This is a genomic window from Desulfobacterales bacterium (genome assembly GCA_034520365.1).
In the GTDB taxonomy this organism is placed as follows: domain Bacteria; phylum Desulfobacterota; class Desulfobacteria; order Desulfobacterales; family Desulfosalsimonadaceae; genus M55B175.
In genome coordinates this window covers 1357501-1369613 of the sequence record JAXHNP010000006.1, presented here as the reverse complement: position 1 = coordinate 1369613, position 12113 = coordinate 1357501, and the positions used below count along the sequence as shown (strand labels likewise).

Annotated in this window: 8 protein-coding genes, 1 tRNA gene and 2 rRNA genes (1 of these 11 running past the window's edge); 3 read left to right on the top strand and 8 right to left on the bottom strand. The window is 51.1% G+C overall.

The window, feature by feature from the left end; all coding sequences use genetic code 11:
* Nucleotides 1-2: 2 nt before the first annotated feature.
* From mgtE to mfd, 4 genes are all read right to left on the bottom strand, one after another.
* The gene (mgtE, locus tag U5L07_14160; GenBank protein MDZ7832887.1) at nucleotides 3-1358 is read right to left on the bottom strand and encodes a magnesium transporter; all 1356 of its coding nucleotides are present in this window, start codon (nucleotides 1356-1358) and stop codon (nucleotides 3-5) included.
* A complete protein-coding gene (locus U5L07_14155) occupies nucleotides 1348-2106 on the bottom strand; it encodes a DUF4115 domain-containing protein (GenBank protein MDZ7832886.1) in 759 nt (252 codons plus the stop codon). The genes mgtE and U5L07_14155 overlap by 11 nt, the downstream gene beginning before the upstream one ends.
* Before the next feature lie 85 nt (nucleotides 2107-2191).
* Complete coding sequence (locus U5L07_14150) at nucleotides 2192-3187, bottom strand: SurA N-terminal domain-containing protein (GenBank protein ID MDZ7832885.1); 996 nt, start codon at nucleotides 3185-3187, stop codon at nucleotides 2192-2194.
* 43 nt (nucleotides 3188-3230) lie between these two features.
* Nucleotides 3231-6731, bottom strand: a complete 3501-nt coding sequence (mfd, locus tag U5L07_14145) for a transcription-repair coupling factor (protein MDZ7832884.1) — start codon at nucleotides 6729-6731, stop codon at nucleotides 3231-3233.
* 100 nt (nucleotides 6732-6831) lie between these two features.
* Between mfd and U5L07_14140 the strand changes: the two genes are divergently transcribed.
* From U5L07_14140 to U5L07_14130, 3 genes are all read left to right on the top strand, one after another.
* Nucleotides 6832-6907 (top strand) — tRNA-Thr (locus tag U5L07_14140).
* 310 nt (nucleotides 6908-7217) lie between these two features.
* Nucleotides 7218-7406 (top strand): hypothetical protein, encoded by a 189-nt coding sequence (locus U5L07_14135; GenBank protein ID MDZ7832883.1) that lies wholly within the window; start codon nucleotides 7218-7220, stop codon nucleotides 7404-7406.
* Nucleotides 7406-7696, top strand: coding sequence for an integration host factor subunit alpha (locus tag U5L07_14130; protein ID MDZ7832882.1), 291 nt, complete (start codon nucleotides 7406-7408; stop codon nucleotides 7694-7696). Before U5L07_14135 ends, U5L07_14130 begins: the two co-directional genes overlap by 1 nt.
* Before the next feature lie 100 nt (nucleotides 7697-7796).
* Here the strand turns inward: U5L07_14130 and U5L07_14125 are convergent, their stop codons facing one another.
* The 4 genes from U5L07_14125 to U5L07_14110 form a co-directional block, all read right to left on the bottom strand.
* Nucleotides 7797-9182, bottom strand: coding sequence for a sigma-54 dependent transcriptional regulator (locus U5L07_14125; GenBank protein ID MDZ7832881.1), 1386 nt, complete (start codon nucleotides 9180-9182; stop codon nucleotides 7797-7799).
* 35 nt (nucleotides 9183-9217) lie between these two features.
* The gene (locus U5L07_14120) at nucleotides 9218-10687 is read right to left on the bottom strand and encodes an ATP-binding protein (protein MDZ7832880.1); all 1470 of its coding nucleotides are present in this window, start codon (nucleotides 10685-10687) and stop codon (nucleotides 9218-9220) included.
* A 424-nt stretch (nucleotides 10688-11111) separates the two neighbouring features.
* Nucleotides 11112-11228 (bottom strand): 5S ribosomal RNA (rrf, locus tag U5L07_14115).
* Nucleotides 11229-11278: 50 nt separating this feature from the next.
* Nucleotides 11279-12113 (bottom strand): 23S ribosomal RNA (locus tag U5L07_14110) (it continues 2140 nt past the right edge of the window).

Sequence of the window (12113 nt, the reverse complement as noted above, 5' to 3'; positions counted from 1 at the left end):
AACTAAAGACCGAGAAAAAACGTGGCAAGCTGGAAATAGAAGAAAACGCTTATAATATCAATGGATGTGGTGACAAACGGACCGGTGGCTACCGCCGGATCAACGTCGAACCGGGCGAAGATCATGGGCAAAAGCGAGCCCACCAGCGCGGCAAGGGCCATTGACGAGGCAACTCCGGCACCGACGGAAATGGCAACCCACCCGGCGTTGTAATGAAGATGGGCCAGGGTGGCCAGGAGCAGACCATACACGCCCCCGAGAATCAGCCCCACCATGAGTTCCTTGGATACCACCTGCCACAAATGTCGGATATTAATGCGGCCGGTGGCAATACCGCGAACGACAATAGTAGAGGATTGAATCCCGATATTTCCGCCCATGCCCATGATAACCGGTATAAACGCGGCCAAGTAGGCGACTTCCTTTAAACTTTGCTCAAAATGATCGATAATAAATACCGCGATAATCCCGCCCACAAAACTTGCAAACAACCAGGGCAGCCGGATCCGCGTGCTGCGGAGGACGGATTTGGTCTCTACAAACTCCTCGCCGACACCGGCCATTTTCAGTATGTCCTCTGTGGCCTCTTCCCGGAATACGTCGATTACGTCATCAACCGTTACAATCCCCACCATCTGCTGATCTTCATTCACGACCGGCACAGCCAGAAAATTGTAACGGGCCACAATCTTTGCCACCTCTTCCTGATCCATGTCCGTTCGCACAGAAATCACGTCTGTGGACATAAATTGCTTAAGCGGCGTCTCCGCCGGCACAACCACCAGCTGCCGCAGCGAACAGACCCCCACCAGCTGATTGCCCTCATCCACCACATAGATATAGAAGGGCATCTCAATATCTTTGTATTCTTTCGTCTGAAGCAGTTCTATAACTTCCCCGGCGGTCATCTCCTCATTTAATGCGATGAAATCCGGGATCATTATGGCCCCGGCCGTATCATCCTCATACTGCAGAAGGCCTTCAACGTCCTCTGCACCCTCTTTTTTCATCCGTTCAATAACCGCATCCGCCTTATCCGCGGACAGCAGACGAATCAGGGCGCCGCCGTCATCAGAAGGCATGTATTCGAGGATTTTGACCAATTCATCAACGCTTAGATCATCGATCAGCGTGAGGATGATATCCTCGTCGAGTTCGCTCAGGATAACGCCGCGCTTTTCCTGGTCATCGATTAATTTAAAGAGGTTTCGCTGGTTATAGGCGGAAAGCGAGGGGAAAACAGCGGAAAGATCCGCCGCATGGATCTTACTGATAATTTTTTTCAGCCGGGCTTCGGAGCCGCGCCGCAGCAGCCGCTTAATGGTCTCGATCAGTATTTTGTTGCGTTCACTCAGCATTATTTTTGATGCGATTCGTTTTTGGACGGGGCAGCTCCAGAGTCACCACTTCACCGCTCTTTCCGTTGATCCTGACGGGCTCTCCGTTTAATTTCATCTCAAGCCCCCCGGCATTGCCGATAAGCATATGGTAGTGGCTGCCGGCTTCGAGCTCCACATGATCCTTGGGCCGCAGGAGATATTCCAATGGCTCCTCGCCATCAATATTAATCTTGATCCAGGTTTTTTCGGTGGCATCAATGGTCAGCACGAGACTGTCCGACACATGGGCTCCCCGGTTTGGCGCGGCAGATGCCTCACGCGGTGATGTGGCTTCAGATTGATTATTCCGGTCAAACAGGGACTGCCAGCCGTAATAGACAGATGCGGACAAAAGCCCCCCCATTGCAAGGACTACAACCAGCGCCAGAAACAGCCGGGGAAGCATGCTCATCACCCCGGTGCGCTCTTTTCTTTTCCCGGACCGGCGCGACGGCAAAGTAGCGGATCGGTTGATTTCGTAACGATCAATCAGGTCATCCGCGTCAATCTCTATGTAGTTCGCATAGGACCTGAGCACCTCTTTGACGAAATCCGCATTCGGAAGCTCATCATGATCCTCGGTTTCAATTAAATACAGCTGATGCAGACTGATTCCGATATCATCGGCAACCGTCTGCAGCTTGATCCCTTTCCGGATCCGGATCGCCCTTATATACCGGCCGAAGGAAACCGGCCTCAAGCAAGATTTGAAGCGGTTTTCATTCAATATTGGCCCCTAAATCATAGAAATTTGTTGCTTAAAGTAGCCCCACCATATGCCATATCCCGGCAAAACGCAATTCCAAAAGGTGTTAACGGATAATTTTAATGTTTGCCTCAGCCCGCAACGAATCCAGCCATTCGTTGAATTTCCTGTCTACGGCCTGCTCATAGAGAAGATTGCGAATCTCACCGGCAACCTCTTCGAGAGGCTTATCCTCCGGGTGAACGATATCCGCCAGATAAAAAATCTGGAATCCGCGTTCGGTTTCCACAACCGGCGAGGCCTGGCCGGGTTCCAAGTCTTTAATGACCGGCTGCAGGCTTTCCTGCAAATCGCTCAGGGCAAAATTTCCCAGATCCCCACCGTCCGAGGCATTGCTGGCTTCGGAGTATGTCTTTGCCACTTCTTCAAATGCCTGGCCCCCATTTATTGCAGCCATGGCGTCGGAAATTTTCTCTCTGCCCGGAGTCGGGGCACTCCCGCTCTTATCCCCTTCATACGGAATAAATATGTTTTTCAGATGATACTCCGATTTTCCCCGATACTTTTCCGGATGGTTCTCATAGTATTCGCGGATGTCGGATTCCGTAATCACGATGCTGGACTTGACCTCACGGTCGACCAGCTTGCTCCGAAGGATCTGCTGGCGAATCTTTTCCCGGTAATCCGCCATATCCATGCCGTTCATATCCAAATACTGCCGCAGTTGCTCATCCGTATAATAGTTCATTGATTTGATCTGCTCAATGGCGCTATCGATTTCCTGGGATGACACGGTGATGCCTTTCTGCTGGATCACCTGATCCGCCAGAGCCTCATCGATCAGCTGGTTTAACACCTCCATGCGCTTTTCATACAGGATTTCCTGTTCTTTGGACTCCGCGTAATCCTTGGCGTAAATCTGCTCTGCCAGAGGCTCAAAAGCCGAGTTGAGTTCCTTAAGCCGGATAATGTCCTCATTGACGATGGCGACAATGCGGTCCACGGTTTCAGCGGCCGAAACCGTGGCGGACGCGGCGAAATTCATCGTAAGCAAAATGAAACTGATGATAAAAAGGAGTCTTACGGGGGATGGTGTCTGCATAGATACTCTCTTTAACTGATCTGGTTCAATTAGGTTAAAATTACTAGTAATTAACATGCCTTGCGATTTCCATCAAGGTGTTTTTGGCCCGGGCCATCAGCTGGGATGAATTCGCCGCGGTCATCTGCACTTTAAGCGTCTGCTCCGGCGTAAACACATATTGATCCGGGGATTTATCAATCATCTCCAGTATGCCGAACGGATGCTGCTGGTGAGTCTCAGAAAAGGCCAGCACCATGAGGCTGTCCGCTATATCCAGTTTTTTCACCCCGGCCTTAATGGCAAGAATCCGGAGCATAATTTTTAAAAGCAGATTCTGCGCCGGCTCCGGCAGCGGCCCGTATCGATCCACAAGCTCTGCCTTGATATCAGAGATCTCCTTTAACTCGCTCATTTTGGCCAGCCGCCGATAGATTGACATCCGCTGGTCGATATCCGGCACATAGGCTTCCGGAATATAGACCGACATGGGCACATTGATCTCAGGCTCAAGCTTTTCCACCACGGCTTCGCCTTTCAGCCGGCTCACGGATTCCTCCAGCAGACGCAGGAACATGTCATAGCCGACCGCGGCAATATGGCCGGACTGCTCAACCCCCAGCGCCGCGCCGCCGCCGCGGATTTTCAAATCATTCATGGCAATCTGAAATCCCGCGCCCAGATCGCTGTGCTCCATTAAAACCTTGAGCCGTTTCTGCGCATCCCGGGTCAGTGCAGCTTCTTTGGGCACAAACATATACGCATAGGCCTGCTCATTGGAGCGGCCCACACGGCCGCGCAGCTGATAGATCTGGGCCAGCCCGAACCGGTCGGCCCGGTTGATAAGCATGGTATTGGCGTTTGGGATATCCAGGCCGGACTCCACAATCGTGGTACAGACCAGCATATCGATTTCCTTGCTCATAAACTGATACATCACCCGCTCCAGCGCATCCTCCTCAAGTCGCCCATGCGCCACACCCAAACGCGCCTCCGGCACCAGATCCTGGAGATATTTGGCCATGTTCCAGATGGTATTGATGTTGTTGTGGACAAAGAAAATCTGGCCGCCCCGTTCTAGCTCCTTGCGGATGCCCTCGGTGATGATCATGGGATCAAATTCGGATATATATGAGATGATCGGCCGCCGGAGTTCGGGCGGCGTCTGGATGACGCTGATATCGCGAACCCCCATCAAGGACATGTGCAAAGTGCGGGGAATGGGGGTGGCGGTCATGGATAATACATCCACCGTACTTCTTATTTTTTTAAGCTTCTCCTTGTGCGTGACCCCGAAACGCTGCTCCTCATCAATTACCATCAGGCCCAGATCCTTTAGCTCGATATCCTTCTGCAGGAGCCTGTGGGTGCCGATAACGATATCCGCCGTTCCCTTTTTCAGGTGGTTGACAATCTCTGCCTGCTTTTTCCGGGACCGGAATCGGCTCAGGCACTCAATGTTGACCGGATACCGGGCAAAGCGCTCGGAAAAGGTCACGTAATGCTGCTCCGCCAGCAAAGTGGTGGGAACCAGCAAGGCCACCTGCTTTCCCTCATTGACTGCTTTAAAGGCGGCCCGCAGGGCGACTTCGGTTTTTCCGTAGCCGACATCCCCGCAGATCAGCCGATCCATGGGCCTGGAATGCTCCATGTCTGCTATCACATCATCAATGGCTTTCAACTGATCCGAGGTCTCCTCATAGGGAAAACCCGCCTCAAAATCCTTGTAATAGGTGTCCGGCGGGCTGAATGCATAGCCATTTCTGGCCCGGCGGGCGGCATAGAGTTCTAAAAGTTCATTGGCGATTTTTTCAACGGATTCCTTGGCCTTGGCCCTGGACTTTTGCCAGGATTTGCCGCCCAGCTTGTCAATGGCCGGTTCAATGCCTTCAACCCCCATATACTTCTGGACCATGTCCATGCGATCCACCGGCAGATAGAGCTTATCCCCGCCTTTGTAGCGGATCTGCAGAAAATCGCTGGTGATCCGCTCGACCGAGAGTTTGATTAAGCCTTTATATTGGCCGATGCCATGCTCAATATGGACCACCAGGTCATCGATATTTAACTCACCAAAATCAAGAAGTCCGGTCTGGACTTTTTCCCGGCCTTTTCTCCGTCGACGGCGCCCCATTCGCTCGCCGAATATTTCGGATTCCGTAATAATGGCAAGCCCTGCCGCCGGCCAGACAAAACCGGCGCCCAACTGGCCCGGATAAATATAGGCATGGCCTTTTTGCAGGCTCGACAGGTCGGCGGCTTCTGAAATCCGGGGCGACAGCCCATAGGGGGCGAGCAGTTCCTGGAGCCTTTTGGCCTGGGATTCTGTAGTGCAGACCAAAAGCGTCAGATACCCGGCCGAACGATGGGTTTCAATCCATTCCGTAAGGGGTTGAAGCATATGCCCGTCTTTTTGACCACTGGCCAGCCGGGCGGTGAGATCGGTATTATCCGACGCATTTACCGGAAAAACGCCGGCTTCCGGCGAATCGGTTGAAGCAGCGGGCAAGGCCTGATAATCCAGACAAACCCGATTGATCAGGTTTGATGCCACCTTGGTCCAGCTGTCATAAAGATGGTCAGGGTCCACACACAGACGATTTTCCTCTTTTGCCTGCAGATAGTTTCTGGCAGCCACATTTTCCGCATTAGTGGCTGCTTTTTCAATCTCCCCGGCATCACTTTGAATCCATAAGGCATTTTCCGGTACATACGCAAAAAGCGTATCAAGCCTTGAATACAGGAGCGGCAAGAGACTTTCCAGTCCGTTAAACACCCCTTCTGCGCGAATGCGGCTGATAAACCGGTTAACCTGTTCCCCGGAAAGCCCAAGATCCGGGCCATGGTCCCGGACCCGCTGAATCATTTCATCAAGCCATTGCTTCTTTAGCACCGCCTCTCTGGCCGGCAGGATCACAGCTTCCTCGGCGGTTCCGGTTTTTCGCTGGGTGCCTGGTGAAAAAAACCGCAGGTCATCAACCACATCGCCAAACAATTCCATGCGCAGGGGCTCGGCATACATAGGGGAAAAAATATCAATGATCCCGCCCCGGACGGCATATTCCCCGGGTTCCTCAACCAGGGCAGTATGATTGTAGCCGCCGGCGTGCAGATGCGTAATCAGGCTGTCCCGATCGATCTCTTCTCCGGCCATCAACAGTTCCGCATAGTCATTTAGTATGGATTTGGGAATCAGCCGCTGCAGCAGGGTTTCAGCCGGCAGCAGGATAATCATCGATGCCGCGTTACCGGAAGCCAGTCGGTACAGCAAATGAATGCGCTTGGCCGCGGTTTCATTATGATAGGCGATTTGCTTGAACGGCAGGATATTATATGGCGGAAAGACAAAGACTTCCCGGCTATCTGCGCCCAAAAAAAACTGAATATCCGCGGCCATCCGATCGCAGGCTTTGCGCGTCGGCAGGACCATACAAATCGGCCTGGAGATGGTTCGGGCGATTTCCGCCGTAATAAAGGCCCGCTCTGTACCGGACGCATTGGTGCAGGCCAGTCGGCTGCCGGCTTGAATGTTTTTACTCAGAGGGTTTAAATATGCGTTAGACATTGGCTTAAACATGATATTTGCTGAAATTTCGCTGTTGCCTGTTATTTTAAAATCGCTTGACGGTCTGTCAATAGCGTGTTAATTGAAAACCGATATTTCGGCCGACGTAGCTCAGTTGGTAGAGCAGCTGATTCGTAATCAGCAGGCCAGCGGTTCAAGTCCGCTCGTCGGCTCCATAAAAGCCGGCTAAAAGGGGAGCCTGTTTTAAGGCTCCCCCTTTTTAGTTGAACCGGAAAAACTTCTCAACCCTTATTCAAACCTAAATTGAGCGTTTCAAATTTTTAAAATGTGAATTTCTATATTTTTTTAGGTCAAAAATTTTCCGTTAACGGAAACTCTGTTTTGATGCGCGGAAACGTTCCAACCCTTTTGATAAATTGAAAAAATGACTTGACACCCCCGAGCCTTACAGGTATTTTTAATAATATTAATAATATTCGTTTTTTTCATTATAATTAAAAGCTATTTCAGGAAGTTATAAATTTAATGGGACTGCCCGATGAAGCACAACTGAAAACGGAAATAGAGAATATCGCATCCAGAATTGATAAAATTGTGAGGGTCGTCAAACAGTATTATCCGGAACCAAATGAGCGCACGGAAGCAGATGATTCTGATGCGAGCAAAGAAGAGAATCAACAAACAAAGATACCCAGCTCTGACCAGGAGGCATAATGGCACTGACAAAGAATAATATTGTGGAACGGGTAAACGACTTAGGCTTTACAAAGAAAAAATCAGTGGATATTGTTGAAAATCTCCTTGAAATTATCAAGCGAAGCCTTGAATCCGAAGAAGATGTGCTGGTTTCCGGATTCGGCAAATTCTGTGTGAAGCAAAAATCCACCCGCCGCGGCCGAAACCCCGCGACAGGGGAGGATCTGCTGCTGGATGCCCGCAATGTCGTCACTTTTAAGTGCTCCGGCAAATTGCGGGAAGCCATTAATCAGGGACAAAAAAATTAACCCGTTTCCTCTGTAAAAATGAAAGCGGCGAAGAAATATTCGCCGCTTTTATATGCCCTGCCGGTGATGCCGGCAGAGGTTCTAAGAGCTTCGGCTGCGATTAAGAAGAGAGCTCATAGGCTTTTATTTTCTGCAGCAGCGACGGATGGCTGATTTCAAGCAGTTTAGCCGCTTGAGTGCGATTGCCGCCGGTTGCTTCAAGTGCCCGCTGAATCATATTTTTTTCAAGAATCACCTTTCCCGCCTTTAAGGAATAGCCCTGAAAGATATCATCAATGCTTGAGCTTTTAGCCTTGCCGGTGATCTCAGGCGGCAGCAGATCCGGCTCGATCACCGAGCCTTCAGCAAGCACCACCGCCCGCTCAATAATATTTTCCAACTCCCTTACATTGCCCGGCCATCGGTGCTCTAAAAACAGATTCATGGCAGCGGATGACAGGTGCTCAACGGATTTGCCGAATTTTCGATTGTATCGGTCGATGAAGTGCCGGCACAGCAGCGGAATTTCTTCTGAGCGCTCAACCAGCGGCGGCAGCCGAATCGGCATGACATTCAACCGGTAGAACAAATCCTCGCGAAACTTGCCGGCCGCAACCTCTTCAGCCAGATTCCTGGATGTGGCGGCTATCACCCGGACGTCAATCTCTTTGGACTTGGTATCCCCCACCGGCCGAATCTGATTATCCTGCAATACCCGCAGCAGTTTGACCTGCAGCGACAAGGGCAAATCGCCCACCTCGTCCAAAAAAATGGTCCCGCCGGAAGCCGCCTCAAAAAGCCCCTTGGTGTCCTTGTCCGCACCGGTAAACGCCCCCTTTTTGTAGCCGAACAGCTCACTTTCAAGTAACGCTTCAGGTATTCCACCACAATTTACCGGAATTAAATCATATTTACTTCTTTTTCCATGAAAATGGATACCCCGGGCCACCAATTCTTTGCCGGTGCCACTCTCGCCGGTTATCAAAACCGTGGTTTCATAATGGGCGACCTTGGCGGAGAGTTTGAACACTTCCTGCATGGCCTTGCTTTTTCCGATCATTTCTCCGAAATTAAGGCTATCCTCAGCCGCCTTGAGCTGCTGCCTAAGCCGGGTGTTCTCGGACTTTAACCGCTCCCGCTCTTCCGCCTTTTTCAAAGCCAGCAGGATCTCATCGGTTTTAAACGGTTTAGAGATATAATCATAGGCACCCAGCTTCATCGCCTCAATTGCGGTATCAATGGTGCCATAAGCCGACATCATGATCACGTTGGTATTTTCAAGCATGTTCTGGGCGGACTGCAAGAAAGTCATGCCGTCCATCTCCGGCATCCGGACGTCGCAGAAAATAAACTGATAGCCCTTGCCGGAGACCCGGTTCAAGGCATCGGCGCCATTTGAGGCGGTATCCACGGCGTAACCGGATTCGGTCAAAAGGGCCTCCAGCATATGCCGCATGTTGACCTCGTCATCCACCACAAGAATTTGATAGTTTTTATCTTCTGTCATAGGCGCTGTGTGTGTTGTTCCTGTTTTAGCACAGATCAGGTGGTGGCCGCCGGCAAATAAATAGACAAAGCGGTGCCTTGATTCACTATGCTGTTAACCCGGATGGCACCGCCGAACTGCTCAATAATCATATAGCTGACCGAAAGCCCCAGGCCGGTGCCTTTGCCCGGCTCCTTGGTGGTATAGAACGGGTCAAAAATATTATCGATCTCCTCCCGGGCGATGCCGGTGCCATTATCGGAAACCGTAAGATCGAGGCTCGGCGACTGATTCACCGCATTCTCGTCTGTTTTCGGGATATCCCGGGTCTGAAGCCATATTTCGCCGTTATCCGAATTGCTTGAAACGGAGATGGAATCCGCGGCATTGATAAGTAAATTGATCAGCACCTGTCTCAACTGCTGATAGTCCGCATAGACCTTATCATTTTCGGCTGATAGGTCCGTTTTAAGCGAGATTTTGCCCATCAAGGGCTGATGGGAGAACATCTGACGGACATCCTTCAGCAGGGCATGCACAAAAACAACCTGCCTTTCCGAGGCAGAGGTTCGCGAAAAATCAAGAAGCTGGCGGATAATGGTATTAATCCGGTTGATCTCGGATTCCGCCCGCTCGATATATTCCTGACCGGCGGGATTTTCCTTAAATGCCGGCTGACGTTTGAGCAGGCCGAGATAACCGAGCACAACCCCGACAGGATTGCCGATTTCGTGGGCAATTCCTGCAGACAGCCGCCCGATGGAGGCCAGCTTCTCCGCGCGGATCATCTCCTGCTGTGTATTCTTTAGATCCGCATGCACCTTTTCCAGCGAATGCAAAGAACTTTCAATTCTTTCCTTGTCCTCTTCGATCCGCCGGGCCATGCGATGGATGGCATTGGAGAGCTGACCGAATTCCGAACTGCGTTTTCCGGGATAGGCCGGAAATTGATCGGTGGATCGCAAATCATCGGTTAACCGGATAAACCGGCGGATGGGTCTGATGACAATTCGATTCATCCGCAGCATACCGATAAAAAGCAGAATAAAAAGATTGGCCAGGCAGTAATAGAATATGATCTTTTGGGATTGCCTCAGATGGGCATAAATATCATCCAGACGCACGACAAGGGTGGCCGCACCTATGGACTGAGATCCTGAAAAAGACTCGGAGATTACCAGGTATTTAGCCTGCTTCCAGAAGACCCCCCAGGTATGGCCCAGAAAAAACCGCTGGTTTTCGCTGGAAGCAAACGCTGCTTTATTGGCCTGCTCAACATCCTGAAGCGTTTCCGGCGGGATGCGGCCGAACCGAATCTCTCCGCCGGGTTCAGTGAAAAAAAGGCCAAAAACAATCCATGGATGGGCGGCATTCAAAGGATTCTTTACGGCGCCGGCCGGTATCTTGCCGGATGAATGTTTTTCGAAAATCCCGCCGCCGATCTCCTTTAAAAATTCACGCGACTGCTGAATCCGCTCCTGGAGCAATTTTTCCTCGATGATCCGGATGACAACAAAATCGGTCAATAAAACGGCAAATAACAGAAAAAAGGCGAGATTAACGGTTAACTGCGCTTTTAAACCCCGAAAGATCACGGCAAGCTGTAAAAACCTATAATATTATTGGCTGTTGTTCAGATAACCATTCAGAAACAAATGTAATATCAATTACCTTAGACCATTCTTATACAACTGGCAATAACTTTTTACAAATGAAGAGGGCTTAAGGCACTGAGGTCCTGAGGCACTGAGGGAAAAGGGTTTCAGGTTTCAGGTTTCAGGCTCGTGCTCAGTCCCGCGTAAGCGGGACGGTACTCGTGCTCGTAATCGTACTCGAAAAAATCCAAAACCGATTACGAGTACGCGTACGAACACGTTAGGAACAATTGATTGAAAACGAAAAAAAAAGCCCCCGGGGATAACTCCCCGGGGGCTTTTTATATAAAGAATATTTCGGCGGCGACCTACTCTCCCACACAGCTACCCGTGCAGTACCATCGGCGCTAAAGGGCTTAACTTCCGTGTTCGGGATGGTGACGGGTGTGTCCCCTTTGCCATCGCCACCGAAATAAATCCTTGCAATGTAGCCTCATCAAAACGTTCAGACCGAAAAAGATTGTGGCTAAGCCGCACGGCCGATTAGTACCGGTTAGCTCAATGTGTTGCCACACTTACACACCCGGCCTATCTACCTCGTCTTCTTCAAGGGGCCTTCAGTTCCGGTGTCTCCACCGGAAGGGATATCTCATCTCGGGGGGGGCTTCCCGCTTAGATGCTTTCAGCGGTTATCCCGACCGAACGTAGCTACCCAGCTATGCCGCTGGCGCGACAACTGGATCACCATTGGTTCGTCCATTCCGGTCCTCTCGTACTAGGAACAGCTCCCCTCAAATATCCTGCGCCCGCGAAAGATAGGGACCAAACTGTCTCACGACGTTTTAAACCCAGCTCACGTACCACTTTAATCGGCGAACAGCCGAACCCTTGGGACCTGCTCCAGCCCCAGGATGTGATGAGCCGACATCGAGGTGCCAAACCGCCCCGTCGATGTGAACTCTTGGGGGCGATAAGCCTGTTATCCCCGGCGTACCTTTTATCCGTTGAGCGACGGCCCTTCCATGCGGGACCGCCGGATCACTAAGACCTAGTTTCCTACCTGCTCGGAACGTCTCCCTCGCAGTCAAGCTCCCTTATGCCTTTACACTCTACGGCTGGTTTCCAATCAGCCTGAGGGAACCTTCGCGCGCCTCCGTTACTCTTTGGGAGGCGACCGCCCCAGTCAAACTACCCACCAGACAATGTCTTCCGCCCGGTTTCACGGGTCGGAATTAGAACCCTAGGACAACAAAGGTGGTATTTCAAGGGCAGCTCCATCCCGACTGGCGTCGGAACTTCATAGCCTCCCACCTATCCTACACATGCTGTTCCAAGATCCAATGTCAAGCTGTAGTAA

Coding starts and splice junctions, on each gene's coding strand:
- U5L07_14150 (MDZ7832885.1), bottom strand. CDS start 3,187: ATGCAGACACCATCCCCCGTAAGACTCCTTTTTATCATCAGTTTCATT.
- mfd (MDZ7832884.1), bottom strand. CDS start 6,731: ATGTCTAACGCATATTTAAACCCTCTGAGTAAAAACATTCAAGCCGGC.
- U5L07_14130 (MDZ7832882.1), top strand. CDS start 7,406: ATGGCACTGACAAAGAATAATATTGTGGAACGGGTAAACGACTTAGGC.
- U5L07_14125 (MDZ7832881.1), bottom strand. CDS start 9,182: ATGACAGAAGATAAAAACTATCAAATTCTTGTGGTGGATGACGAGGTC.
- U5L07_14135 (MDZ7832883.1), top strand. CDS start 7,218: ATGGGACTGCCCGATGAAGCACAACTGAAAACGGAAATAGAGAATATC.
- mgtE (MDZ7832887.1), bottom strand. CDS start 1,358: ATGCTGAGTGAACGCAACAAAATACTGATCGAGACCATTAAGCGGCTG.